This window comes from Streptomyces sp. NPDC059718 (genome assembly GCF_042733315.1).
Classification (GTDB): domain Bacteria; phylum Actinomycetota; class Actinomycetes; order Streptomycetales; family Streptomycetaceae; genus Actinacidiphila.
Genome location: NZ_JBHWGA010000007.1, coordinates 143,933 through 169,404, shown reverse-complemented (window position 1 = coordinate 169,404; position 25,472 = coordinate 143,933). Strand labels below are relative to the sequence as shown.

Genomic DNA, 25,472 nt, shown 5'->3' with positions numbered 1-25,472 from the left:
CGAAGGCAAGTGACCGAAATCCAGGACGCCACCGACGCGTTCCGCAAGGACCTGTCGTCGTCGACCTTCGTGCGGGCCATGGTGGAGACGGGCGTCCGGCCCTTCTACCGCTCCCTGCACATGACGGGCGACGGGGAGGCCGCCGTCGAGGGGCGGGACGTCGTCATGGCGGGCTGCAACGACTACCTGGGCCTGTCCACCGACCCCCGGGTGACGGCGGCCGCGGCCGAGGCGCTGACCCGCTACGGCGCCTCCTGCTCCGGTGCGCGCACCCTCAACGGCACCCTCCCCCTCCACGGCGAACTGGAGGAGCGGATCGCGGACTTCCTGGGCACCGAGGCGGCCGCCGTGGTCACCACCGGCTTCCAGGCGAACCTCGCCGTGGCCGCCCTGCTCGGCCGCGGCGACATCGCCTTCAGCGACATGTCCAACCACGCCTCGCTGGTCGACGGCATCCGGCTCGGCGCGGCCCGCCGCGTCCTGTACCCGCACGCGGACACCGTGCGGCTGGACACGCTCCTGGAGCAGGCCACGGCCGCGGAACCGGCCGCGGGCAAGGTCGTCCTCACCGACGGGATGTTCTCCATGGACGGCGACCTGTGCCGGCTCCCCGCGCTGACGGAGCTCGCCGCCCGGCACGGCGCCCGCCTCGTCGTGGACGGCGCCCACGACATCGGGCTGCTCGGCCCGGCCGGACGCGGTGTCGCGGACCACTTCGGCCTCATGGACCGGGTCGACCTGTTCACCGGGACCCTGTCCAAGTGCTTCGGCTCCACCGGGGGGTTCCTCGCCGGTCCCGCGCACGTCATCGACTACCTGCGCTACAGCGCGCGCTCCATCCTCTTCTCCGCCTCGATGCCGCCGGCCGCCCTCGCCGCCGGGATCGCCGCGCTCGGCATCGCCGCGGCCGAGCCCTGGCGGCGCCGGCGCGTGCTCGCCCTCGCGGAGGCGCTGCGGGCGGGGCTGCGCGCCCTCGGCTACGACACCGGTGACTCGGTCACCCCGGTCGTGCCCGTCCTCATCGGGGACGCGACCGTGTGCGCCCGGATGTGGCAGGCCCTGCTCGACGAGGGCGTGTTCACCAACGCGGTCGGTGCCCCCGCCGTCCCCGAGGGCCGCTGCGTGATCCGGGTGACCGTGCAGGCCACGCACTCCGACGCCCACCTGGAGCGGATCCTGGGCGCCTTCGCGGCCGCCGGCCGCCGGGTCGGCGTGCTCCCGGACCTGCCCGCCCAGGCGGTGGGCCGGTGAACGCCGTCACCGTCACCCCCGTCGAGGACCGCGCCGCCACGACGGCCTTCATCAGGCTGCCGTACGCGCTCTACCGCGACGAACCGCACTGGGTCGCGCCGCTGGAGCGCGAGGTGCGCGCCTTCCTCGACCCGCGCCGCAACCCCTTCTTCGAGACGGCCGAGGCGCGGCTCTTCCTCGCCCGCCGGGGGCGCCGCACCGTCGGCCGGATCGCGGCCGTCACCGACCCGCGCTTCCACGAGCGGCACGACTACAAGTGCGGTCACTTCGGGCTCTTCGAGTGCGCCGACGACCTGGAGGCCGCCGGGGCCCTCTTCGACGCGGCGGCCGACTGGCTGGCCGGGCGCGGGCTGACCCGGATGCTGGGCCCGCTCAGCTTCTCCGTCAACGACGAGTGCGGGCTGCTCGTGGACGGCTTCGACGGGCCGCCGAGCGTGGGCATCCCGTACAACCCGCCCTACTACGCGGACCTGCTGACCGGCTGCGGCTTCGGCAAGGCCAAGGACCTGCTGTCCTGGCTGGTGCCGATGCCCCCGGACGGCGAGCCGCCCGCCGCGATCGCCCGGGTCGCCGCGCGCACCCTGGCCGACCCGGCCGTGCGGGTGCGGCCGCTCGACCGGGACCGCTACGAGGCCGACATGGCCGTCATCAAGGACATCTACAACGACGCCTGGGCCGAGAACTACGCCTCCGTGCCGCTGACCGACGGCGAGTTCCTGCACATGGCCGCGCAGTTGAAGTCGGTCGTCCACCCGGAGCTGGTGCGGATCGCCGAGGTGGACGGCGAGCCGGCCGCCTTCACGCTGTGGGTGCCGGACGTGAACCAGGCGCTGCGCACCGCGCGGGGCAGGCTCACCACCTGGGGGCTTCCTGTCGGCATGCTGCGGATCAGCCGGGCCATGGGGCGCATCACCCGTGTCAGGGGCGGCACCTCGGGCGTGCGGAAGGAGCACCGCAGCCGCGGGCTGGTGGCGGTGCTGCTCGCCGACGCGCAGCGCGCCGCGTTCCGGCTCGGCTACACCGAGACCGACCTGTCCTGGATCCTGGAGGACAACCGCGGCTCCAACCGGCACGCGCAGGCCATGGGCGGGGTGCACTTCAGGACGCACCGGCTGTACGAGCGCGACGGCGGGGGCCTGCGGTGAGGTACCTCGTGACCGGCGCCACCGGCTTCATCGGCGGCCACCTCGTACGCCACCTCACCGCCCGCGGCCACGAGGTGACCGCGCTGGTGCGCGGCGGCCGCGACGTGCCCGGCGCCCGCAGCGTGCCCGGTGACCTGGCCACCGGGGAGGGGCTGGCCGTCGCGCTGCGGGGCGTGGACCGGGTCGTCCACCTGGCAGGGGTCACCAAGGCCGGGGACCCCCGCGCCTACGCCGCCGTCAACGCCGCCGGCACACGGCGGCTGTGCGAGGCCGCCGCGGCGGCCGCCGTGCCGCCGCGCCTGGTGTACTGCTCGTCGCTGGCCGCCTCCGGCCCCGGGCGGCGGCGTCACGAGGACGCGCCGCCGGAGCCGGTCTCCGCGTACGGGCGCAGCAAGCTCGGCGGCGAGTGGGCGGTGCGGGACGCGGCGGACCGGCTGCCGGCCGTCGTGGTCCGGCCGCCGATCGTCTACGGCCCCGGCGACCCCGAGTTCCTGCCGCGGCTGGTGGCGGCGGTGCGTACGGGCCTGCTGCCCGCGGTCGGCCGGCCCGGGCCGCGGCACTACTCGCTGATCCACGTCGACGACCTGTGCAGGGCGCTGATCACCGCCGCCGACCCCGGCACGACGGACGTGGGCACCTACCACGTCTGCGACGGCACCGAGCACCGCTGGGAGGACATCGGCGCCGCCGTGGCGGCCGCGCTCGGACGCCGGGCGCCGCGGGTGGTGCACATCCCCGGGCCGCTGGCGATGGCCGCGGCCCGGCTGTTCGGCAGCTCGTCGGCGCTCAACCCGGACAAGGTCGCCGAGGCGCTGCATCCCGCGTGGACCTGCGCCCCCGGCGGCCGCCTCCCGTACCGGCCCGCCGTCACGCTGCCCGAGGGGCTGCGCGGCGCCCTGAAGCGCTGACCGCCCCGACAGGAACCCCGCCGGTAACCCCGTCAGGAAGGGGGAGCACCCCCATGCGCCGCCGACTGTCCCCGTACGAACGCGTCATCTGGGCCGCGGGCGAGCGGCTCCCCGTCAACATCGCCGCCGTGGCCCGGGTCGAGGGCCGCACCACGCCCGGGCGCGTGCGCGCGGCCGTGGAGTCCGTGCGCCGCCGCCACCCCCTGCTCGGCGTCCGCATCGCCGACCCGGGGCCGTGGCAGGGGCGCCTCACCACGGCCGGGGTACCGGACCCGGGGGTGCGGGTGGTCCCGGACGCCGGTGCGGGCGCCTGGTCCCGCGTGGTGGAGGAGGAGCTCCAGCGGCCCTTCGACACCCGTACGGGTCCCCTCGCCCGCTTCGTGCTCCTCGACGCGGGCGAGGCCTTCGACCTCGTCACCGTCTACCACCACCTGGTGGCCGACGCCGTCTCCGCGGGCGTCGTCATGCGCGACCTGCTGACCCACCTCGGGGGGCCGGATCCGGCGGGCACTCCCCTGCCCGGCCCGGCGCGGCCGCCCGGCACACACCGGGGGGCCGCAGCGGACGCAGCGGACGCGTCGGGCGCGGGCCCGGTGCCGGGCCCGGTGCCGGTGCCGGTGCTGGCGGCACCCGCGGACGAGCTGATCCCCGGCCCCCGCGCCCACCCCGGGGACCTGCTGAGGACCGCCCGCGCCGTGGGCGGGCCCGTCCGGCCGCCGTACCCCCCGGACGGGCGGCTCGCCTACCGCGCGTGGTCACTGGAACGCGAGGAGACGGAGCTGCTGCTCAAGCGGTGCCGGGCGCAGGGCGCGACGCTGCAGGCCGCCCTGTGCGCGGCCTTCGCCCGGGCCGCCGCGCCCGGCCGCCCGGCGCGCATCGCGGTGGCGGCGGACCTGCGCCGGGTGCTCGAACCGTCGCCCGGGGAGGCCATGGGCCTGTACGCGGCGAGCTTCGTCGTCCCCGTGGACGGCGGCACCGACGACCTGTGGGCGGCCGCGCGCGACGCGCGGGCCGGGATCCACGCCCGGCTCACCCCGGAGGAGCTGCGGCCGCTCGTGCGCGTCTTCCGGCTGACCTCGTTCCTGCCGCACCGCGCCGTCGGCGCCCTCCTGCGGCGCGGCGAGACCCGCGGCCCCCGGTTCGACGTGTCGGTGAGCAACACGCGCCTCGACCTTCCCGGGACGTACGGGCCGCTGCGGCTGGCCGCCGTCCACGGGGCCGCGCACACCAGCCTGTCCGGGGCGCCGCTGGTGATCGTGGTGGGGCTGGGCGGGCGGCTGTTCCTCAGCGTGACGTCCACGGCGGGCGAGGAGGCCGCCGACCTGTGCCGGCGCGCCATGGAGCACCTCCTGTCCGCCGAGTGAGGCCCGCTGACGGATAGCGGCGGGCTCAGCGGGTATCGGAAGGACGTGGCACGCACCGTGGGAGTGGAAGAAGAGCTTCTCCTGGTGGACGCGCGGTCCGGGGAACCGCGCGCGGTGGCCGACGCGGTGCTGGACGGCGGCCCCTGGCCCCGGGAACTGGTGGCCGAGCTGCAGCAACAGCAGCTCGAACTGAACAGCTCCCCCTGCGTCACCCTGGACCAGCTGCGGGAGGAGCTGCGCGCCTGGCGCTGCCGGGCGGCCGGGCTCGCCCGCTCGGAGGGCGTCGCGGTGGCGGCGCTGGGGACCTCCCCGATGGCGGTGCCGCCCCGGCTCACCCCCAGGGGCCGCTACCGCAGGATGGCCCAGTCCTTCGGCCTCACCGCGCAGGAGACCCTGACCTGCGGCTGCCACGTCCACGTGGGGGTGGAGTCGGACGAGGAGGGCGTGGCCGTCGTCGACCGCATCCGCCCCTGGCTGCCGCCTTTGCTGGCGCTCAGCTCCAATTCGCCGCTCTGGCAGGGCGCCGACACGGGGTACGCGAGCTACCGCTACCAGGTCTTCGGCCGCTGGCCCACCGCCGGGCCGACCCGCGGCTTCGGCTCCGCCGAGGGGTACCGCGCCGCGGTGTCGCGCCTGCTGGCCACGGGGATCCTGATCGACCAGGGCATGCTCTACTTCGACGCCCGGCTGTCGGCGAAGTTCCCCACGGTGGAGGTGCGCGTCTGCGACGTGTGCCCGGAGTACCAGGACGCGGTGGTGCTGGCCGCACTGGTGCGCGGCCTGGTCGAGACCGCCGCGCGCGAGTGGGCCGACGGGTGCCCCGCGCCCGGCGACGACGTGTCCCTGCTCCGGCTCGCCTCATGGCGGGCCAGCCGCTCCGGGCTGGACGGCGCCCTGCTCGATCCGCGCACCTTCCGTCCGGCGAGCGCGCACGACGTCGTCGAGTCCCTGGTCGCCCACGTCGAGGGCGCGCTGAAGGACGCGGGCGACTTGTACACCGTCCGGGCCGGCGTGGACCGCCTGACCACCCAGGGCTCCGGCGCCCGCCGGCAGCGCCAGGTGTACGCGCGCGGCGGCCCCGCCGCGGTCCTGCGGGACGCGGTGCGCCGCACCGCGGCGTGACGGGGGCGCGGCGCGGCCCTCGCGTCGAGGCGGATCCGCGTGCACCGCGGCCTGCTGCGGCGGCGCCTCGGCCCTGCTCCCGTCCCCGGTGAGCTGCGGCACGGCGGACGGCGGCGCGAGCCCGTCCCCCACAGCCCCGTCGACGAGCCCCGACTCGCGGTACCGGGCCTCCGGGCTCCCGGGCCTGGAGGGCGACTCCTGGCGCTCCGGGCTGCGAGGGCGCCTCAGGGTTCCCACGAAGTCCGGCACGGGCGTCGGGCACCTCCAACTCGTGCTCCTGCGGAGGCCGCGTCCCCCCGTACCGCGGCATGATCGCGCCGGACGGGCCGCCGTCGCCGTCACACCGCGGAACCGCGCAGCGCGGCGTCACCCGCCCCGGCGGCAGCCGCCCGGGGAAACAGCCGTGCGCGACGAGCGGGTATCAGCCGCGCCGGCCATCCCGGGTCCGGGCGACCGGGCAGTGCCGCTCGACCGCCGGGTACCTCGTGCCGGGGACCGGCTCGGCAGGGCTGCGACCGCCGCTGCGGGTGGCCGTGGTGTTGATGCGGCCGGACCGGCCGTCACCCTTACAAGCGCCGCCATAGCCGCCCCGCGGCCGGCGGCGCCGCATCGCGGAGTGAGCGGTCGGTCACGGGTGGCGCGCTATCCTGCCGCGACGCCGGCAACGGGGATCGGGGGCGGCTGATGACGGACGCGCGCGCGGCCGTGGACCGCATGCTGAGGCGCTTCGCGCTGGCGGAGCCGCCGGGCACCGGCCGCCTCGTCGACGGCGCCGGATCGACGCCCGGAAGCCTGCTGCGGGCGGCTGCGGACCTGTTGCGGGAGTCCTGGCGGGACGAGGACGGGCGGGCCCCGGCCGCCGCCGCCCTCGCGCTGATCGTGCTGGGCCTGGACACGGCGCCCCGCGACCATCCGCTGCGCGCCCGGCTCGTCCTGCACCTGCAACTGGCCGACCGCACCCTGGCGCACCTGCACGGCGACTTCCGCACCGCGCCCGAGGTCCGCCACCACCTGGGGGCGCAGACCCAGCACCGCTCGCAGGGCGACCTCGTGGCCGTCGCCGCCCGCTACCCGTCCGGCCCCGCCCAGCAGCCGTTCCGGCCCGCGGACCCCATGGAGGGCGGGGCGGCCGCGCTGCTGGCCACGCTGCCTCCGGACGACCTGTGCCGCCCCGGGCTGCTCGCCCGGCTCGCGCACTCCGCGCTGATCCGCTACGAGTGCGGGGCCACGGACGAGTTGCCGGCGCTGTGGGCGCGTGCCCGGGAGGCCTTCGCCGCGGTCACCCCCGGGCACGTCGACGCCCCGGACGCGGGCCGGGTGGCGGTGCTCGCCGGGATCGCCTGGGTCCGGGCCCACCCGCGGGACCGGGAGGCGGTGGACGTCGCCGTGCGGGGCGGGCGGCTGGCGCTGGCCGCGGCGAGCGGGCGCACCATGGGCGGGCTCCGGGACCGGCACGAGATGCGCAGCGTCCACTTCGCGCTGGCGGCGGCGCTGATGTGCACCCTGCCCTGGGCGCCGGCCCGCGCGACGATCGACGAGGCGATGGGCCACCTGGAGGCGTACCGGGCCGAGGGCCTGCCGGACGACAACGGGACCTACGAGGTGAACCTGGCCTCGCTGCTGGCCGCCCGCGCGGTCGTCGACTGGGAGGCCGCGGACGCCGCCGAGGCCGAGCGGATGCTGCGCGCGCTCGTGGAGCGGCTGCCACCGGGCCATCCGCTGCTGCCGCACGTCGCCGAGAAGGCCGCCGCGGTGGGCGAACTCCGCGGCAGGATGCGGCTCGTACCGCGGGCCCTCGGCTCGGTGGCGACCCGGTTCCTGCCGATGATGGTGCGGTTCGCGCCCGCGCTGCCGCCGGTGCAGCTGCGGTCGGCCCTGCCGCCGGACGGCTTCCGCACCGACCCCGTCACACCCGCCCCCGCCCCGGAGCCCGGACCGGAGCCGGGCGTGGGTGGGGGCGGGTGTGACGGGGTCGGCGAGGGCGAGGGCGCAGCCGACGACCTGTACGCGCGCTTCACCTCCGCCTTCCCCGTCCCGCCCGACATGCGGCCCCTGCTGGACGCCCTGGCCAAGGGCCCCGGCACTCCCCAGGGCATGGATCCCGCCTTCGTCGCCGACTCCGAGCGGCGGTTGCGCGAGGCGCTGGAGCGGACGGAGGCCGGCAGCACCGAACGCGCGCGGACGGCGAGCCTGTTGATGGCGGTCATCGGGATGCGCTACATGGCAGACCAGGACGCCGCCGTGATCGAGGAGGCGGCCGCGCTCGGCGACCGCGTCCTGGCCGAACTCCCCCACGGCTCCGGGGAGCACGCCCGCCTGGTCCTCGCCTCGGCGCCGTGGCAGCACATGCGGGCGGTGCTCGCCATGGACACCGGCGCCCTGCGCGCCTGCTGCCGGGAGCTGCGCGCGGCGCTCGACCTGCTGCCCGGGGACGCGCCCGAACGCGCCGCCGGGGAGGTCGAGTACGCCAACGCGCTCACCAACCTCGCCGGGCTCACCCAGGACCCCGTCCTGGCCGCCGAGGCGCGCCGCAGGATCGCCGACGCCTCACGGCGCGTGGAACGGACCCCGGGCCTGACGGACCTGCTGGGCGGGATGGTGACCTCGTACGGCCACTGGGCGGACTACACCGACGCCACGGTCCGCGGGGACCAGCGGGCGGCGCGGGCGGCCGAGGTCGCGTTCGTGGCGGAGCCCGCGGGCGAGATGCCGGCTCTGCGGTTCGAGGTGGCGCGCATCGCGATGGCCGACGCCCTGGAGCACCACGACTGGGCGGCCGCGGCCGACGCGGCGGCACGGGCCCTGGAGACCCTGCCGTCGTTGGCTTCGCGGGCCCTGGCGCGGGAGGACCGCCGGGCCTTCGTCGGCGGGGCGCTGCTCGGCCGCCGCTACCCCATGGCGCACCTGGGGGTGGACGGCGCCGACCCGTCGGGGGCGGGCCGGCCCGATCCCCTGACCGGTACGAGCCTCGGCCGCACCGGCTGCGCCGCGGCGCTCGCCGCCGGGCGCCCCGCGCAGGCGCTGGCGCTGCTGGAGCAGGGCCGGGCGGTCCTGATGGGCCAGGACCTGGAGGCCCGCGCCGATCTGACCGCCCTGTCCGCGGCGCACCCCTTGCTGGCCCGGGAGTTCTCCACGCTCGGGGGACGCCTGCGGCGGGCCGAGGCGGGCGAGGACTTCATGGAGCGGCACGTCGCGGCCGCCGAGTGGGAGGCCCTGCTGATGCGCGTCCGGGGCAAGCCGGGATTCGAGCGGTTCCTGATGCCGCCCACGGAATCGGAGATGCGCGCCGTGGCGGCGCAGGGACCGGTCGTCGCGGTCAACGTGGACCGGCTCCGGTGCGACGCGCTCGTCGTCACGCAGGAGCGCGTCTTCTCCGTGCCGCTGCGCGAACTGACGGAAGGGCAGCTGGCCCTGCGGGTACAGGAGTTCCTCGGTGTGGTGAGCCTGCCGCGGACCGCGCCCGACGAGGAGCACGACCGCGCCCGCGAATTCGTCCTGGACACCCTCGCCTGGCTCTGGCGCACGGTGGCCGAGCCGGTGCTCACCGCCCTCGGCCTCACCCGGCCGCTCCCCGCGGACGCCCCCGCGTCGGCCGCGCCCCGGCTGTGGTGGTCGGCCTCGGGGCCGCTGGCGTACCTGCCGCTGCACGCAGCCGGACTGCAGCGGGCGCACCAACTGCGGGACGGACGAACCGTCCTGGACCGGGTGGCCTCCTCCTACACCCCCACCCTGCGCGCCCTGCGGCACGCCCGGCAGGTCTCCTCCGGCCGCACCGGCGGACGGCTGCTCGCCGTCGGCCGGCCCACCGGCGCGGCGGGCTCGGCGGGCGCCTCGGCCCGTGAGGTCGCCGCGATCGCGGACGCGCTGGGCGGCGTACGCGCCGTCGAGGGCGAGGCGGCCACGCCGGAACGGGTCCTGTCGGCCCTGCGCACGGCCCGCTGGGTGCACTTCGCCTGCCACGGCGTCAGCGACCCGCAGGACCCGTCCGCCAGTCACCTGCTCCTGCACGGCGGGCCGCTCAGCGCCGCGGACGTCTCCCGGCAGGAACTGCTCTACGCCGAGCTGGCGGTGCTGCTCGCCTGCCACACCGCGCACACCGGGCAGCTGCCGGACGAGGCCGTCCACCTCGCCTCCGCCTTCCAGACCGCCGGCTACCCCCAGGTCGTCGGCGCCCTCTGGGAGGCCGACGACGCGGTCTGCGCGCTCCTGGCCGCCCGCCTGTACGCCGCCCTCCGCGGCCCGGCGCCCGGCGCCGTCGCCCCCGCGGACGCGGGCCGCGCCCTCAACCACGTCATCCGCGCCCTGCGCACCCGCTACGCCCGCTCCCCGGCGGCCTGGGCGCCCTTCGTCCACATCGGCCGCTGAGCCCCCGCGACGGGACGTCAGGCGCCGCCGAGCAGTCCGGCCAGGTCCGGGTGCACGCGGGCCGGGTCGACGGTGGTGACGGTGTACGCGGCGACCCCCGAGGTCACCAGGGGGTCCTCCGCCGCGATCCGCTCGATCGTCCGGCGGTCCGTCCCCCGGGCGACGATCACGCCGCCCTCGGACGAGGGCACCGTCTGCCCGGAGAGCAGGAACGTGCCGGCGCGGTGGTGGTGTTCCAGGAACGCGACGTGGGCGGCGACGAAAGGCCCGGCGTCCGCTTCCGATCCGGTGTACGTCAGGAACAGCAGGTGCAGCATGCCCGTCCGATCTCGTGGCGGGCCGGGGCGGCCCGCCACATCATGGCAGCGGCCGCTCCCGCGGGGTCACCTGCGGCGGCGCAGCACCAGGTCGAGCTCCCGCCAGGTCGCCGGGGCTACGGGCCCCGGCGGGACGGGGATCCCCACCGCGCGGGCGACGGAGCGCAGGCGCAGGTCCACGACGGCGTCGGCGAGGTCCGCCAGGGCGAAGAGCCGTTCGCGGCCGAGCCACCAGGCGGCGGACACGAGCACGGCGCCGACGACGAGCGCGGGCCACCACGCGGTGACGCAGGCCAGCGCCGCGTACAGCAGGCCCCACCCGCACAGCCGGGTGGACGCCTCGAAGGCACCGGCCGCCGTGCGGATCTCCCCGCGGTCGGCCTCCGTGGCCGCCAGCCACAGGCGCGGCCAGACCGCCGTGAAGGGCACCGCGTAATACGCGCCGACGCGGTGCTCCAGGGCGTGCATCCGGTCGCCCATGCGGGTGGGCCGGGCCGGGGGCAGGGGCGCGATCCGGTCGCGGCGTGCCTCGGCCGCGCGGGCGGCGGCCAGTTCGGCCTCGTCGCCGTCGCGTTCGTGGTTCCGCAGGTGGGCCGCGACGTCCGCGTCGGCGCGTTCTCGGCGGGCGCGGCGCCGGCGCACGAGCCATTCACCCGTTCCTCCCGGCCAGGGCCCGAGCCAGAGCACCTGGACGGCGCGGGCCAGGAGTTGCACCGCCAGGCCCGGTACGACGGCGAGCAGCAGCACGGCCACCAGGGCCAGGAAGAGCGCGGCGCCACCGTGGGCGTCGGTCCAGTCCGCGTAGCGCTCGACCTCGCGCAGCAGGCTGCCCGCGTCGAACGGCCCTCGTCCGCCCAGCACATGGGCGGCCCAGGCGGTGCCCAGGAAGAGCGATCCGGGCAGCGCGAGCAGGGACACCCAGCGCTCGGCGAGCTTCCCGCCGATCTCGTCCAGCAGACCCGCCACCGCGCTACTACCCGCCTTCCGGGCCGCCGCGGCCCCGCGCCGTCCGGTGGGCGCATCCGCCGCGTCGCCCGCACGGACCGGCCACCCGTGCCGGACGCTTCCTCCACCGTGGGGCTGCGCGCACCGGACGTTCCTCCTTCACCCGCAGGGACCGGGACAACAGGCTAGGCCGTGTCGTCAAAGTAGCTCCCCCAGCTCCGCTGGGAGGTGCCCCCAGGTGCGGTGCATCGCAAGGCGGAGAGTCGTCCTCGTAGTGGGCTACTCGGACGATTCGACAACTTCCCCGGACCGAAGGCTGGGGAAGTGCCGTGCCTGGGGGCACCTCCCAGCGCCAGCTGGTGGAGCGGCGCGGGGTGGGGGCACCCCCGGCCGAAGGCTGGGGGAGGGCATTTGACGACACGGCCTAGTACCAGACGGGCCGCAGTTCGGCGTCGAACATCGCGCAGCGCGGGGCGGTGACGGACGCCGTCGGGTCCTCGCTTCGGGCGCAGACGCCGCGCGGGCAGCGGTGGCGCAGGAGCCCGCCGCCCCCGCCGGTCATGCCGGGCACCTGGGCGTAACCGCCCGCGACTTTGCGGGAGTCGAAGACCCGTACGCCGAGCCGGTGCCCGAGGTCGGTGACCACCTCCATGTCGCCGGCGCCCTGCCGTACGGTCTCGGCGACGGCCTCGAGCTCGGCCGCGTCGGCCGGGTCGCCACTGGCGGCGCGCCGCAGCCGCGGCAGCATCTCGCAGAAGGCCATGACGTCGTCCTCGGTCACCGGCCCAGCCTACTGATCTGCGATCATCGCCGTATGGCGTTCACCGAAGAGCTCGCCCGGGCCGTGCTCGCGGCGGACGGGCAGGACGGCGCGAAGCTGATCGCGCTCGGCGAGAACGCGGTGTTCGAACTCGCCGACGGCGTGACCGTCGCGAAGGTCGGCCGCGGTCCCGAACTGCTGGACCGGGCCGCCCGCGAGGTGCGCACGGCGTCCTGGCTGGCCGCGCACGGCGTTCCCGCGGTACGGGCGGCGGCGCCGGAGGCCCGGCTGGTCGAGGGGCACCCGGTCACGTACTGGGAGCGGCTGCCGGACACCGTACGGCCCGCGGGACCCGCCGACCTCGCCGCGCTGCTGCGGCTCGTGCACGCCCTGCCCGAGCCGGACTTCGCCCTGCCGCGCCGTGACCTGCTGGACGGGGTGGAGCGGTGGCTGCGGCTGGCCGGGCCGGCGGTCGACCCCGCGGACGCGGCGTACCTGCGCGAGCGCCGGGACGGTTTCGCCGCCGCGGCGGCCGCGCTGACCCCGCACCTGCCCCCGGGGCCGATCCACGGCGACGCGCTGCCGCGCAACGTGCACGTCGGCCCGGACGGTCCGGTCCTGGTGGACCTGGAGACCTTCTCCGCCGATCTGCGCGAGCACGACCTGGTCGTCATGGCGCTCAGCCGGGACCGCTACGGCCTCGGTACGGACTCCTACGACGCCTTCACGGCCGCCTACGGCTGGGACGTGCGCGAGTGGGACGGCTGCGCGGTGCTGCGCGGGGCGCGGGAGACGGCGAGCTGTGCCTGGGTGGCGCAGCACGCGCCGGGCAACCCGGCGGCGCTCGCCGAGTTCCGCCGGCGGGTGGCCTCGTTGCGGGACGGCGATCCGGCCGTGCGCTGGTACCCCTTCTGACCCTTCCCGCCTCACCGTCCGGCTCGGGCTGCGAGGATGGGCACCCCTCCGGCCTGGGCGGTGTCCATGTCAGATTCCTCGATCGTCCGTCGTGTCCTCGCCGACCGTCCCTTCGCGGAGGTCGGTGAACCGCGGGTCGCGGTCGCGGACGAGCGGCTGGGGCGCCTGGTCGTGGGCGGCGACATGGGGTGGATCGCCTGGCCGCAGTCGGGGCGGGCGGGGATCGACCGCTGGCCCCGGTACCGCGTCGGCGTCTACGACGCGCGGGACCTGCGCTGCCGGCACGTGCACGACTGCCCGTGGCCGGTGAACTCCGTCGCCTTCCATCCGCTCCTGCCGCTGGTGGCCGTGGGCGTGGGCCGCTACGACGGCAGCTGGGACTTCGAGGGCCAGCTGCTGCTGATGGACCTGGAATCGGGCGACGTGCGGCCGGTCCTGGACGGCGGCCGCGAGGTGACCTCCGTCCGGTGGCTGGACGGGCGGCGGCTGCGGCTGGTCGTCACCCCCGAGGACAAGGACCACGAGTACGCCTTCAGCCACGGCTTCGAGTCCGTCCTGGAACGCGAGGACTGGCGGGCGGTGCCCGCCCGCTCCGTCGGGTACCGCGAGGTGATGGGCCCTCGGGTGCCGTACGCGTACCCCGCGGGCGGCGACGCCCGCGACCTGCTGACGGAGCGCGGCACCGCCCTGGGGACGGCGTGGGAGCCGCGCCGTCAGGTGCGGGCCGTCGAGGTGCTCGCCGACGGCCGGGTGCTGGCGACGGCCGAGGGCGCGCTGCTGGAGTGCCGGCTGCCGTCGGGGGAACTCCAGTGGTCGGTGCCCGACCCGGACGGCGGGCAGCAGATCCACGTGACCGCCGACCAGCGGTCGGCCTGGGTCAACGTCCGGCACACCCTGCGCCCGTCGGGGCAGGGGTGGCAGCGGTCCGGCACGCTGGTGCAGCGGGTGTCCCTGGCGGACGGGCGGTTGCTGGAGGCCTTCGAGCCCGGTCACGCCGTGACGTTCACCGGCAGCCGTGACGGCCGGCTCGCCGTCCGGCAGGGAGGGCCGGATCAGGGGGGCGGCGAGACCCGGCTCCTCGCCCCCGACGGCACCGAGGCGGCGCGCTTCACGCTGACGGCGAGCGACTTCCGTCTGCGGCGCGGCGCCGAACTGCTCTTCGTGCGGGACCTCCACGGTGTGCCGCGGGGCCGGGCGTGGGTCGGCGCGCTCGACGGCGGGGCAGCGGACGGCGAGCCGGAGCTGCGCAGGCTCTTCCCCCTCGACTGGGAACCCCGGCGCGGCTCCCACCTCTTCCTCGGACCGGCCGTCCGGCTGGACGGCGACGCGCTGGTCCAGACCACCGTGGTCCGCGACGCAGGGGCGGCCCCGGCACGGAACGCCTTCGTGGTGCGGCGCCGGCTCCCGGACGGCGCGCCGGAGTGGGTGTTCGCCGCCGACGAGCCGGTCACGGCCCTGGACGCCGACGAGGACACCGTCTACGCCGCGCACCGGTCCGGGGAGGTCGTGGCGCTCGACGCGCGCACCGGCATCCCGCGCCGGCGGCACCGGCTGCGCGTCGACGGTCAGGTGGTCGTGCCCCTGTCCCTCGCGGCGGCCGGTGCCGGCAGGTTCCTGGTCGGCACCCTGGACGGGCGGATCCTCGACTGCGCCCCGGCCGCGCCGGGCCCCGAGGTCACCTCGGCCGGGGGATGACCGGCCAGGCCTGCTCGACGACGGCCGCCGGGTCGGCGGTGCGCCGCAGGTACGCCTGGAGGGAGGCCGACTGCTCGGCCGCCGCCCGGACCTGAAGGGCGTGCAGGTCCGCCAGCGGCATCAGGCCGACGGGCTCGTGCCGCTCCCCCATGCGGCGCACCACGCGGGCCGCGGCCACCGCGTCGGCCCGCGCGTCGTGGGCCCCCTCCAGTTGCACGCCGTAGTGGGCGCACAGCGCCTGCAGCGCCCGCCTGCCCTTGCGGTACTTGTCGACGTGCTTGTCGATGACCAGCGGGTCGATGACCGGCGAGGGCACGCTGCCCAGCCGTTCACTCACCGACGCGACGCCGTGCCGCCGGCACTCGCGGTCCAGCAAGGACAGGTCGTAGCGCGCGTTCATCACCACCAGCGGTGTGCCCGAGCGCAGCACCTCGGCCACGGTGCGGGCGATCTCCTCCACCGCCGCACCGGCCGGGGCGCCGTGCGCGCGGGCGTGGGCGGTCGAGATGCCGTGGATCGCGGAGGCCTGCTCGGGTATGGCCACACCCGGGTCGAGCAGCCAGGTCCACTCCCGCGAGACGGCCCCGTCGGCCTCCAGCCGTACGACGGCGGCGGTGACGATGTGGTCGGTCTCGACGTCGGTGCCGGTGGTCTCCAGGTCGAACGCGACCAGCGCGTCGCTGATCCAGCTCATCGCGCGCCCCCCGTGACCACGGCGCTCACCGCGCCGCGCGGGCGGTCGCCCGCGGTCCTCCCCCGTCCGGAGCCGGCCCGCCATGCCCGGCGTCGTCCCATGCCCATGTGGCGTACGTCCTTCCCGCAGTTCCCCCGTGTGCCGCTCCATCATCCCGCGCGCCACTGACACTCCTGCGGCCGGGCTGCGGGGGAGGTCCGGCCGCGGCGGTCCGCCGGGCCCTCAGGAGACCGGACGGGAGTCGGCCCAGACGCCCTCGAACTCCTCGCGGTAGATCTCGAACAGCCCGTGCTCGGCCTCGGGGGCCTCGCCGGCCCTGATCTGCACGAGTTCCCGCGGCCCGCCGCGCAGGATGAGGACCGGCGCCTCCATGCCGCGGGCCTTGCGCAGGTAGGGCTGGACGACCGCGATGCCGTCCGAGGTGTCGCCGTCCACGAGGTAGGCGGTGAAGCGCGGGGTCTCGTCGAAGACCCGGATCTCGAACGCGGCGGTGTCCCGCAGCCGGGCCCGCACCCGCCGCATGTGCATGATGTTCATCTCCACGGAGCGGCTGAGCTCGCCGCGGCCGAGGCCGAGTTCGCGCTCACGGCGGCGGACGGCGCTGCTCGCCGGGTTGAGGAACAGCAGCCGCACCCGGCAGCCGGACTCCGCCAGCCGCACCAGCCGCTTGCCCGAGTAGTTCTGCACGAGCAGGTTGAGGCCGATGCCCACGGCGTCGAGGCGTCGCGCGCCCCCGAACAGGTCCTCGGCGGGCAGCTGGCGCTGCAGCCGCACCCGGTCGGGGTAGACGCCGACGACGTCGGCGTAGCGGTCGGCGACGAGCTCTTCGACGGCGTCCACGGGCAGCCGCTCGGCGGAGGGGTAGCCGGGTCCGGAGCCGAGCATGTCCAGCAGCCGGGCGGCGGCCCGCTCGGCCTGGTCCAGCACGGTGCGGGACAGGGCACGGTTGCGGGAGACGACGTGCCGGGCCACCTCCAGCTCGTCCAGGGCGAGTTCGAGTTCCCGGCGGTCGTCCAGGTACGGCTCGAAGCACGGCCAGTGCTGGACGACGAGTTCGCGCAGCTGAGGCAGCGTCAGGAAGCTGAGGATGTTGTCGTCGGCCGGGTCGAGCAGGAACCCCTTGCGGCGGCTGACCTCGCGTACCGCGGCGGCCCGCTGCACCCACTCGTGGCCGGCCGGGCCGGCGGCCGCGACCACCCACTCGTCGCCGTGCACGGGTTCGTAGATCGGGCGCAGCACGGCGTTGACGACGGCGCGCAGGCGCTGTTCGACGAGGTTGAGCCACACGTACGCCCGTCCGGCGCGCCGGGCGCGGGTACGCACCTCGGACCACTCGTCGGCGCCCCAGTCCAGTTCCGCTCCGATCTCCAACGGCAGTGCGAGGGAGGCGGTGCCGGTGGTTCCCTCGCCGATGCCGCCGCCCGGGTCCCCCTGATCACCACCACCGGGGAGCACCAGACCTCCCGACATCACGACTGCACCCGCCTTCCCGCCCCCGTCCACGATCAAGGAAGGGTACTGCGGGGCGGGAGGCGGTGCAGCCGTAACGACGCTACTTCACCACATGCTTACCGGGTCCGGCGCGCGGCGGGACGCTCAGTGCCCCTGCCCGTTGTGGCCCGAGAGCTCGTCCGGTGTGAGCGGGCTCATGGCCGTCACGTCGCGCGGCGCGAGCTGGAACCCCTGCCAGTGGATCGGCATGGGGCTCTGGTCCTCGTCGCGCGGGATGTGGTGGAACCCGACGTTGACCCACACGACCGGGTGCTTGAGGGCCTCCCCGTCCGCCCACTTGTCCACCGAGGTCCCCCGCCCGTTGCAGGCCGGGTCGCTGTTCCCGCTGGCCAGCTGCTCGCAGGCGCGGTACTGGGTGAAGTACACGTCCTTCGAGGTGTAGGCGTGGGCGTCGTAGTGGTCGGAGTGCTGCTGGACCAGCTCCCAGGAACGCGGGTGCTGGTCGGCGTTCTTGCCGGCCGTGGAGACCACGCGCCACCAGCGGCGCAGCGCGGAGGAGGCGGCCAGCTCCTTGGTGACCGGGGTCCTGGTGGTCTTCAGGACGGCGGAGCCGGAGCCCCGGCCGGCCTTCTTGGTGTCGAACTGCTCGACCTTGGCCTGCGTGGAGCCGTCCAGGCCGAAGTTCAGCCGCCAGAAGACCGAGTGGTAGTGGCTGGTGGAGTGGTCGTGGTCGCCCCGGCCGATGGGCCAGCCGGTGCCCTCTCCGCTGTAGTCGCCGGGCGACAGGTCGCCGGTGGCGCCCATCTTGGCGGTGATGGTGCCGTCGTCGGAGAAGTTCCACTGGGTGACGTACTCGTACCAGCCGAGCTGGGAGACGGAGAAGACCACCAGGTCGCTGCCCTGCTTGGTGTACTTCTTGGAGTTGCCCTGGTCGTCGTACACGTCGCTGCGGTAGGCGTAGCCGTGCGGGGCGGTGGTGGTGCACAGCGCCTTGACGTTCCGCTGCTGCTGCGGGACGTAGGCGGAGCTGATCGTCCCGCCGGGGCACTCCTCGGGGCCGATGTCGACCGCGGTGTTGCCGAAGCCGATGTCGGACAGGTCGTTGTACTCGGTCAGCCCCGAGTCGTACGGGACGTTGACCTGTGCGAGCGTGGCCGAGGTCAGCACCTTGAGCGGCTGCGGTTCCTTCTTCGGCTTGTACGCGATCTTCTCCAGGACCAGGCCCTTGGTTCCGCTGATGCGCCAGCACATGCTCCAGCCGGTGCCGTTCGGCAGGGTCTTGGTGATGGCGGTGGCGGTGCCGCAGTCCACCGCGGCCGCGGTGCCGGCCCGGGGGGCCGCGCCGGCCTCGCCGGCCGTGGAGCCCGCGAAGAGCGCGGGCAGGAGCAGGAGCGCCGAGGCCGTACCGACGGCCCGGCGCACGTTGGTGGTGCGCATGGTTGCTGGGTCTCCGCTCTTAGTGGATTCGGCCGACGGTGCGATCGCTGAGGTCGACGACCAGATGGGTCGTATCGATCCACGGCCCGTCCTTCACCTGCGTGAACAGCCGTACGCACCGGTGTTGACCGCACTTGGCCAAACCGGCCGGGGCGGACTGCTCGGCGGTGTTGAACGAGATGCCGCGCAGCCGCAGCTGGTCGGGCGAGGTGAGCTCCCGGCCCTTGGTGGCGGCCGTGAAGTCGGCGCGGAGGCCCTTGCCGAGGGCGTCCCTGATGAGCAGTTCCGCGGCCTCCCGGGTCTCGTCGTTCGAGGGCGGCGGCTGCATGCCGGTGGCGGTGTCGGTGTGCTCGACGGTGCTGGCGGTGAGGTTGACGGTCTTCTTCACGAGCCGGTCGTGCCCGTAGTCGTAGAAGAGCACCTCGACCCGGCGGGCCTCGTCCGCGGACGCCTCCGTGGCGTCGGCCGGTTCGGCGAGGTCGGTGTCGAGGTACTCCGGTCCGCGCTCCCCGTCCACGTCCTCCGCGCTGCGCAGCGCGTCGCGCCGCAGGGCTATGGACTTCGCCCGGTCGACCTCGGCCTTGGTCAGAGGCCCGCGACCGGTCTGCTGTCCGCCCTGGGGCGCGTCGTCCTCGATCACGCCACCGCTGCCCGCGTCCTGCTGCCCCGGCGCTCCCGACGCGGCGGCGGGGCCGCCCGTCGTGGAGTGGTCGTCGCCGGCGGCGTCACGCGGCAGGGTGACGGCGATCATCACCGTGGTGGCGGCGACGGCGACGCCGCCACCCCACAGGGCGCGCCTGAGACCGCGCCCGACCCCTCCCCTTCGCGGTAAGGAGCGGCTTTCCCCCTGATCTGTCACTTAAGTCTCCCCTGTGTCGTACTGTCACTTGTTCTGACGGGACCTCGACGGCACAGGTTGCCCCGGGACGGTGGATTCTTGCGGCAGGCAGGGGAATTGGGACACCCGTAACGGGGAAGATCTTGGCGATTCCATGCCCGGAGGGACCCAATTGCGTGACGATGCCCTTTCGGCACCGAAGTGGCCGGGGTGCGGCCTACCGGCGCCCGGCGGACAAGTGGAAGAGTCGACGACATGCAGGTCTGGCCGGGTCAGGCATATCCCCTCGGCGCCACGTACGACGGCGCCGGCACCAACTTCGCGGTCTTCTCGGAGACCGCGGAACGGATCGAGCTGTGTCTGCTGCACGACGACGGCTCGGAGACCGCCGTCGAGCTGCGGGAGGCGGACGCCTTCGTCCGCCACGCGTACCTCCCGGGCATCATGCCCGGTCAGCGCTACGGCTTCCGGGTCCACGGCCCCCACGAACCGACCCGGGGCCACCGCTGCAACTCCGCGAAGCTGCTTCTGGACCCGTACGCGAAGGCGATAAGCGGGACGATCGACTGGGACGAGGCGGTGTACGGCTACCGCTTCGGGGAGCCCGAGTCCCGCAACGACCTGGACTCGGCGCCCCACACCATGACCTCGGTGGTGGTGAACCCGTACTTCGACTGGGCGGAGGACCGCAGCCCCCGCATCGACTACCACCGCACGGTCATCTACGAGGCGCACGCCAGGGGCCTGACGATGCTCCACCCGGAGCTCCCGGAGGAGATCCGCGGCACCTACGCCGCGCTCGCCCACCCCGCGGTGATCTCGCACCTGACGGAGCTGGGCGTCACGACGCTGGAGCTGATGCCGGTCCACCAGTTCGTCCACGACCACCGGCTGGTGGACGCGGGGATGCGCAACTACTGGGGCTACAACACGATCGGCTTCTTCGCCCCGCACAACGCCTACGCCTCGATGGGCGACCGCGGCCAGCAGGTGCTGGAGTTCAAGACGGCGGTGCGCGAGCTGCACCGGGCGGGCATCGAGGTGATCCTCGACGTGGTCTACAACCACACCGCCGAGGGCAGCCACCTGGGGCCGACGCTGTGCTTCCGGGGCATCGACAACGCCTCGTACTACCGGCTGGCCGACGACCCGCGTTACTACACGGACACCACCGGCACCGGGAACTCGCTGCTGATGCGCAGCCCCCACGTCCTGCAGATGATCATGGATTCGCTGCGCTACTGGGTCACCGAGATGCACGTCGACGGCTTCCGCTTCGACCTCGCGGCGACCCTGGCCCGGCAGTTCCACGAGGTGGACCGGCTGTCCTCGTTCTTCGACCTCGTGCAGCAGGACCCGGTGGTCAGCCAGGTGAAGCTGATCGCCGAGCCCTGGGACGTCGGTGAGGGCGGCTACCAGGTGGGCAACTTCCCGCCGCTGTGGACGGAGTGGAACGGCAAGTTCCGCGACACGGTGCGCGACCTGTGGCGCGGCGAACCGGCCACGCTGGCCGAGTTCGGCTCCCGGCTGACCGGTTCCTCCGACCTCTACCAGGACGACGGCCGCCGGCCGCTCGCCTCCATCAACTTCGTGACCTGCCACGACGGCTTCACCCTGCGCGACCTGGTGTCGTACAACGACAAGCACAACGAGGCCAACGGCGAGAACAACCGGGACGGCGAGAGCCACAACCGCTCGTGGAACTGCGGCGCCGAGGGCGAGACCGAGGACGAGGACGTGCTCGCCCTGCGCGAGCGCCAGATGCGCAACTTCATCGCCACCCTGCTGCTCTCCCAGGGCGTGCCGATGCTCGCCCACGGCGACGAGTTCGGCCGCACCCAGCAGGGCAACAACAACGCCTACTGCCAGGACAACGAGCTGGCCTGGGTGCCGTGGCCCAAGGAGGGCGAGTCGGACACCGAGCGGCTGCACGACTTCACCCGCCAGATGGTGTGGCTCCGCCGCGACCACCCCGTCTTCCGCCGCCGCCGCTTCTTCCACGGCCGGCCGGTCGAGGGCACGCACGACGAACTCTCGGACATCGCCTGGTTCACCCCTGAGGGTGAGGAGATGGCCCAGGACGACTGGCAGGAGGCCCAGGCCAACGCCCTGGTGGTCTTCCTCAACGGCAGCGCGATCTCCGAGCCCGGCGACCGCGGGGAGCGGATCTGCGACGACTCGTTCCTGCTGATGTTCAACGCCTGGTACGAGCCGCTGGACTTCGTGGTCCCGGTGAACCACGGCAAGGAGTGGCAGGTGGTCGTGGACACCCAGCGGCCGGAGGGCGTGGCCCCCGGCTCGGGGCGCAAGGTGACCCAGGGGGACCGGCTGCGGCTGGCCGACCGCAGCATGGTGGTCCTGCAGCGCCCGGCGTAACCGTGCCGCCCGATGTGATGGGCGTACCGGTCGGCGGGGTAGTCAGTCCTCCATGACAGAAAGCGCCGCGATCCCGCCGACCGCTGTCGTCCCCTCCGTGCCGAGCGCCACCTACCGGCTCCAGCTCCAGCCCGACTTCCCGTTCGCCGCGGCCGAGGCCGTCGTCCCCCATCTGGCGGCGCTCGGCGTCTCCCACCTGCACCTCTCGCCCGTGCTGCAGGCCGTGCCCGGCTCCACGCACGGCTACGACGTCGTCGACCACACCCGGGTGCGCGAGGAGCTCGGCGGCGAGAAGGGGCTGCGCGCGCTGGCGCGCACCGCCCGGGCGCACGGTCTCGGGCTCGTCCTGGACGTGGTGCCCAACCACATGGCCGTGCCGGCGCCCGAGCATCTGGCCCGGCCGCTGTGGGAGGTGCTGCGGGACGGTCCGCGGTCCCCGTACGCGCGCTGGTTCGACGTCGACTGGGCGGCGCAGGGCGACCGGCTGCTGCTGCCGGTGCTGGGCGGCCCGCTGGAGGAGGTGCTGCCCGACCTGCGCGTCGAGCGCGACCGCGCCGCCGGGGAGCGGGTGCTGCGCTACCACGACCACGCCTTCCCGCTGCGCCCCGGCACCGAGGAACTGCCACTGCGCGCGCTGGTCGACGCCCAGTGGTACCGGCTCGCCTGGTGGCGGCAGGCCCGCACCGAGCTGAACTACCGGCGCTTCTTCACCATCTCCGAGCTCATCGCGGTCCGCGTCGAGGACGACGAGGTCTTCGCCGCCACCCACGCCACCTTGCTGCGCCTGCTGGACGAGGGTGTCGCCGACGGCCTGCGCATCGACCACCCGGACGGCCTCGCCGACCCCGCCGGCTACCTGCGGCGGCTCGCGGACGCCTCCGGCGGCCGCTGGACGGTCGTGGAGAAGATCCTCACCGGCGACGAACGGCTGCCGGCCGGCTGGGCCTGCTCCGGCACGACCGGCTACGACGCCCTGGACCGCCTCGACGGGCTGTTCACCGACCCGGCGGGCGTCGAGGAGATCACCCGCTTCTACCGCGGGTTCACCGCCGCCCCCGCCGACGCGGGCGGCGAGTGGCAACCGACCGTGCAGGCCGCCGCCGAACGCATCGTCACGCACGACCTGGCCGCGGAGGTGGACCGGCTGACCCGCTCCGCGGTCCGCGCCACCGGGCTGGAGTCCGCCGCACTGCGCGAGGCGATCGAGGCGACGCTCGTCCGGCTGCCGCGCTACCGCCCGTACGTCGTCCCCGGCGAGCCGGCGGACGCGGAGGACACCGCCCTGCTGGAGGCCGCGGCCGGTGCCGCCGGGCACCCGGCGGCCGGGACGGTGTGCGACCTGGCCCTGGGCCGGCACCCGGGCGGCGGCGAGGCCGCCGCGGACTTCGTGGTGCGCTTCGCCCAGGTCTCCTCGGCGCTGCGCGCCAAGTCCGCCGAGGACACGGCCTTCTACCGCTACCACCCCCTGCTCAGCCTCAACGAGGTCGGCCGCGAGCCGGACCGTCCCGCCACCTCGCCCGAGGACTTCCACGCCTTCTGCGAGCGGCTGCGGCGCGACTGGCCGCTGACGGGGACGGTGCGCTCCACCCACGACACCAAACGCAGCGCCGACGTCCGCGCCCGGCTCGCCGCGCTGAGCGAGTTGCCCGGCGAGTGGGCCGGCTGGCTGGGCGAGGTCTCGGCGGACCTGCGGGAGTACCTGGAGCACCGCGGGGTCCCGCTCCCGGCGCGTCATGCGGAGTACCAGGCCTGGCAGTACGCGGCGGTCTTCTGCGACCCCGGTGCCGCGGAGCCGGTGACCGCCACCATGCTCAAGTCGGAGCGCGAGGCGGGCCTGCGCACCTCGTGGACCGACCAGCGTCCGGAGTACGAGCAGGAGCTGACCGGCTTCGTCCGTGAACTGGTCGGCGGGCCGGCCGCCTTCGCCACCGGGCGCATCGACCGCGCCCTGCGCGGGCCCGAACGCGTCAACGTCCTCGGCGCGCACCTGGCGCACCTGACGATGCCGGGCGTGCCCGACGTCTACCAGGGCGACGAGGAACGGCAGTTGCTGCTCGTCGACCCCGCCAACCGCCGCCCGTACGACCCGGGCACCGCGGAGGGCGACCCGAGCGAGAAGCGGCGGGTGACCGAGTTCGCGCTGCGCCTGCGCCGGGCCCGCCCGCAGTGGTTCACCGGCCCGGAGGCCTCGTACGAGCCGCTGTACGCGCGCGGCCCGTCCGGGGAGCACTGCGTGGCCTTCGTCCGCGGCGGGCGGGCGCTCACGGTCGTCACCCGGCTGTCCCGGCGCCTCGCGGACGCCGGGGGCTGGCGCGGCACGGAGCTGGTGCTGCCGGAGGGGGTCTGGACCGAGGTGCTGACGGGCCGTCCGTTCCAGGCCGTGGTGCCGCTGGCGCAGCTGCTGGACCTGCTGCCCGTGGGCCTGCTGGTGCGCGACGTGGACGAGTGAGGTCCCGGTGGGCGGGAGAAATCCGGTACGGACGGATACAGGGCACGAAAGCCGGTAATGTCCCGCCCGTTGAGCGCCGCCCTGGCACCCCCCGGGCGGCGCGGGGGGAGGGACGTCCATGCTCCGGAAGTGGGTGCCGGCACTCGCCGCCGTAATGCTTGCCAGTGGCTGCGGCGGCGGGTCCGCCCCCGCCCGCACGGCTGCCGCGGAATCACCGTCGACGGGATCCTCCGTGACCGCTCCGGACAGCACCTCGCCCGTCCCGGAGAGCACCGCGCCGTCGCCGTCCGCCGTGGAGCCGTCCGAGGCGGTGGTCACCGAGGACGGCACGCCGGCCGGCGCCCCCTCCGACGGCGCCGGTCCGTCCGGCGAACCGGACGGGGCGCCGGCGGGCGGCCCCCGGACGACGAGCTGCGGCGCCCTGCCCGGCAGCGGCACCTTCACCGACCCGCTGCAGCTCGGCGTCGTCGACGGTCCCGTGGTCGCGGATGGCTGCGCGCCGCTGACCCCGGGCTCGCCCTTCAACGTCCGGTACTTCTCGTTCACCCTGCCCACCGCGCCCGGCGCGGACGCGCACGCCGGACCGTCGTTCACCCTCACCCGGGACGCGCTGGGGCCGGTGTACCCGGCCGTCGTCCTGCCCGGCGGGTGGGTCCTCAAGCACAGCCTGGGGTCCGGCTACTGGACGGGGACGGAGCCCTGGTTCACCGGCCGGTACCAGCCGATCGCCGACCTGGCGCCGGGCACCTACATCCTGCGCACGGAGAAGCTCGACTCGCCCCTGCACTCGCTGACCACGCCGGCCTACGACGTCGTCGTCGATCCCGGCGGCACGGCCGGCTAGCCACTGACGGACCGTCAACCACCGTGCGGCACGCCGTTGCTGCCCCCGCGGCGCGCGACCGGGCGCACTGTACGGTATGCGGCATGTATACCGATATTCCCTTCATCCCGCGTCTCGCCGGGGTGCACCACGTCACGCTGCCCGTCGGCGATCCGGCCCGGTCGGAGGCGTGGTACGAGCGGGTGCTGGGCCACCACCGGATCGCGGAGTTCACCGAGGGCGGCGCCTTCGCCGGCATCGCCATGGCCCACCCCGGCGGCGGACCCGTGCTGTGCCTGCGCCACGACCCCGCCCTCGCCGCCGCCTCCGCGGGCTTCGCGTGGTTCTCGCTGGGCGTCCCCGACCTCCCCGCGCTGGAGGCGCTGGCCGCCCGTCTGGACGCGCTCGGCGAACCGCGCGGCGCCGTCGTCCGCACCGCCCGCGGCTGGCTCCTCGCGCAGCTGCGCGACCCGGACGGCCACGAGTTGCGCTTCGCGACCGCCGACGAGGGGCCGCCGCCGTGCCGCGGGCAGGTCCTGCGCCTCGCGGGCGGCCGCGAGCCGGTGCTCCGGTCCCGCACCGCCTGAGCGACGCGGGCCGGACTGTCGGACCCCGC

19 protein-coding genes are annotated in these 25,472 nt (G+C 75.3%); 12 read left to right on the top strand and 7 right to left on the bottom strand.

What is annotated here, in order from left to right:
* Positions 1–9: 9 nt before the first annotated feature.
* The 6 genes from ACFV3E_RS11030 to ACFV3E_RS11005 all read left to right on the top strand — a co-directional run bounded on the left by ACFV3E_RS11030 (position 10) and on the right by ACFV3E_RS11005 (position 10,155).
* On the top strand, positions 10–1,251 hold the full coding sequence (locus ACFV3E_RS11030) for an aminotransferase class I/II-fold pyridoxal phosphate-dependent enzyme (RefSeq protein ID WP_500534386.1): 1,242 nt from the start codon (positions 10–12) through the stop codon (positions 1,249–1,251).
* On the top strand, positions 1,248–2,396 hold the full coding sequence (locus ACFV3E_RS11025; protein WP_500534385.1) for a GNAT family N-acetyltransferase: 1,149 nt from the start codon (positions 1,248–1,250) through the stop codon (positions 2,394–2,396). Before ACFV3E_RS11030 ends, ACFV3E_RS11025 begins: the two co-directional genes overlap by 4 nt.
* Positions 2,393–3,304: an NAD-dependent epimerase/dehydratase family protein gene (locus ACFV3E_RS11020; protein WP_499514635.1), complete on the top strand. Its 912-nt coding sequence runs from the start codon at positions 2,393–2,395 to the stop codon at positions 3,302–3,304. Before ACFV3E_RS11025 ends, ACFV3E_RS11020 begins: the two co-directional genes overlap by 4 nt.
* Before the next feature lie 53 nt (positions 3,305–3,357).
* Positions 3,358–4,668, top strand: coding sequence for a condensation domain-containing protein (locus ACFV3E_RS11015; protein ID WP_500534384.1), 1,311 nt, complete (start codon positions 3,358–3,360; stop codon positions 4,666–4,668).
* A 45-nt stretch (positions 4,669–4,713) separates the two neighbouring features.
* Positions 4,714–5,790: a carboxylate-amine ligase gene (locus ACFV3E_RS11010; protein ID WP_500534383.1), complete on the top strand. Its 1,077-nt coding sequence runs from the start codon at positions 4,714–4,716 to the stop codon at positions 5,788–5,790.
* Between the two features lie 684 nt (positions 5,791–6,474).
* Positions 6,475–10,155: a CHAT domain-containing protein gene (locus ACFV3E_RS11005; protein ID WP_500534382.1), complete on the top strand. Its 3,681-nt coding sequence runs from the start codon at positions 6,475–6,477 to the stop codon at positions 10,153–10,155.
* A gap of 17 nt (positions 10,156–10,172) precedes the next feature.
* On the opposite strand, the gene ACFV3E_RS11000 is transcribed toward ACFV3E_RS11005, so the two are convergent.
* The 3 genes from ACFV3E_RS11000 to ACFV3E_RS10990 form a co-directional block, all read right to left on the bottom strand.
* Positions 10,173–10,472 carry a YciI family protein gene (locus tag ACFV3E_RS11000; RefSeq protein WP_500534381.1) on the bottom strand — a complete coding sequence of 100 codons (300 nt, stop codon included), beginning with the start codon at positions 10,470–10,472 and terminating at the stop codon, positions 10,173–10,175.
* Positions 10,473–10,538: 66 nt separating this feature from the next.
* Positions 10,539–11,438, bottom strand: coding sequence for a hypothetical protein (locus ACFV3E_RS10995; RefSeq protein WP_500534380.1), 900 nt, complete (start codon positions 11,436–11,438; stop codon positions 10,539–10,541).
* A 403-nt stretch (positions 11,439–11,841) separates the two neighbouring features.
* The gene (locus ACFV3E_RS10990) at positions 11,842–12,198 is read right to left on the bottom strand and encodes a hypothetical protein (RefSeq protein WP_500365426.1); all 357 of its coding nucleotides are present in this window, start codon (positions 12,196–12,198) and stop codon (positions 11,842–11,844) included.
* Between the two features lie 33 nt (positions 12,199–12,231).
* Here ACFV3E_RS10990 and ACFV3E_RS10985 point away from each other — a divergent pair, with 33 nt between their 5' ends.
* Positions 12,232–13,092, top strand: coding sequence for a phosphotransferase enzyme family protein (locus ACFV3E_RS10985; protein WP_500534379.1), 861 nt, complete (start codon positions 12,232–12,234; stop codon positions 13,090–13,092).
* 66 nt (positions 13,093–13,158) lie between these two features.
* The gene (locus ACFV3E_RS10980) at positions 13,159–14,787 is read left to right on the top strand and encodes a PQQ-binding-like beta-propeller repeat protein (RefSeq protein WP_500534378.1); all 1,629 of its coding nucleotides are present in this window, start codon (positions 13,159–13,161) and stop codon (positions 14,785–14,787) included.
* Here ACFV3E_RS10980 and ACFV3E_RS10975 read toward each other — a convergent pair.
* From ACFV3E_RS10975 to ACFV3E_RS10960, 4 genes are all read right to left on the bottom strand, one after another.
* Positions 14,768–15,481, bottom strand: coding sequence for a 3'-5' exonuclease (locus ACFV3E_RS10975; RefSeq protein ID WP_500534377.1), 714 nt, complete (start codon positions 15,479–15,481; stop codon positions 14,768–14,770). The two genes, ACFV3E_RS10980 and ACFV3E_RS10975, sit on opposite strands and share 20 nt — an antisense overlap.
* 222 nt (positions 15,482–15,703) lie before the next feature.
* Positions 15,704–16,951 carry an SAV2148 family HEPN domain-containing protein gene (locus ACFV3E_RS10970; RefSeq protein ID WP_500365434.1) on the bottom strand — a complete coding sequence of 416 codons (1,248 nt, stop codon included), beginning with the start codon at positions 16,949–16,951 and terminating at the stop codon, positions 15,704–15,706.
* A 126-nt stretch (positions 16,952–17,077) separates the two neighbouring features.
* Positions 17,078–18,370 carry a copper amine oxidase gene (locus tag ACFV3E_RS10965; RefSeq protein WP_500534376.1) on the bottom strand — a complete coding sequence of 431 codons (1,293 nt, stop codon included), beginning with the start codon at positions 18,368–18,370 and terminating at the stop codon, positions 17,078–17,080.
* A gap of 19 nt (positions 18,371–18,389) precedes the next feature.
* Entirely contained in the window at positions 18,390–19,229 is an 840-nt protein-coding gene (locus ACFV3E_RS10960; protein ID WP_500534375.1) for a Tat pathway signal sequence domain protein, read from the bottom strand.
* A 234-nt stretch (positions 19,230–19,463) separates the two neighbouring features.
* On the opposite strand from ACFV3E_RS10960, the gene glgX reads away from it, so the two are divergent.
* The 4 genes from glgX (at position 19,464) to ACFV3E_RS10940 (ending at position 25,443) form a co-directional block, all read left to right on the top strand.
* Positions 19,464–21,584, top strand: a complete 2,121-nt coding sequence (gene glgX, locus ACFV3E_RS10955) for a glycogen debranching protein GlgX (RefSeq protein ID WP_500534374.1) — start codon at positions 19,464–19,466, stop codon at positions 21,582–21,584.
* A gap of 52 nt (positions 21,585–21,636) precedes the next feature.
* Complete coding sequence (gene treY / locus ACFV3E_RS10950) at positions 21,637–24,033, top strand: malto-oligosyltrehalose synthase (protein WP_500534373.1); 2,397 nt, start codon at positions 21,637–21,639, stop codon at positions 24,031–24,033.
* 232 nt (positions 24,034–24,265) lie between these two features.
* Complete coding sequence (locus tag ACFV3E_RS10945) at positions 24,266–24,877, top strand: hypothetical protein (RefSeq protein ID WP_500534372.1); 612 nt, start codon at positions 24,266–24,268, stop codon at positions 24,875–24,877.
* A gap of 83 nt (positions 24,878–24,960) precedes the next feature.
* A complete protein-coding gene (locus tag ACFV3E_RS10940; protein WP_500365445.1) occupies positions 24,961–25,443 on the top strand; it encodes a VOC family protein in 483 nt (160 codons plus the stop codon).
* The last annotated feature ends 29 nt before the right edge of the window (positions 25,444–25,472 follow it).

Bases quoted from the DNA above. Each gene is read 5' to 3' on its own strand.
- ACFV3E_RS11015 (WP_500534384.1), top strand. From the start codon at position 3,358: ATGCGCCGCCGACTGTCCCCGTACGAACGCGTCATCTGGGCCGCGGGC.
- ACFV3E_RS11005 (WP_500534382.1), top strand. From the start codon at position 6,475: ATGACGGACGCGCGCGCGGCCGTGGACCGCATGCTGAGGCGCTTCGCG.
- ACFV3E_RS11000 (WP_500534381.1), bottom strand. From the start codon at position 10,472: ATGCTGCACCTGCTGTTCCTGACGTACACCGGATCGGAAGCGGACGCC.
- ACFV3E_RS10985 (WP_500534379.1), top strand. From the start codon at position 12,232: ATGGCGTTCACCGAAGAGCTCGCCCGGGCCGTGCTCGCGGCGGACGGG.
- ACFV3E_RS10980 (WP_500534378.1), top strand. From the start codon at position 13,159: ATGTCAGATTCCTCGATCGTCCGTCGTGTCCTCGCCGACCGTCCCTTC.
- ACFV3E_RS10975 (WP_500534377.1), bottom strand. From the start codon at position 15,481: ATGAGCTGGATCAGCGACGCGCTGGTCGCGTTCGACCTGGAGACCACC.
- ACFV3E_RS10970 (WP_500365434.1), bottom strand. From the start codon at position 16,951: ATGTCGGGAGGTCTGGTGCTCCCCGGTGGTGGTGATCAGGGGGACCCG.
- ACFV3E_RS10965 (WP_500534376.1), bottom strand. From the start codon at position 18,370: ATGCGCACCACCAACGTGCGCCGGGCCGTCGGTACGGCCTCGGCGCTC.
- glgX (WP_500534374.1), top strand. From the start codon at position 19,464: ATGCAGGTCTGGCCGGGTCAGGCATATCCCCTCGGCGCCACGTACGAC.
- treY (WP_500534373.1), top strand. From the start codon at position 21,637: ATGACAGAAAGCGCCGCGATCCCGCCGACCGCTGTCGTCCCCTCCGTG.
- ACFV3E_RS10940 (WP_500365445.1), top strand. From the start codon at position 24,961: ATGTATACCGATATTCCCTTCATCCCGCGTCTCGCCGGGGTGCACCAC.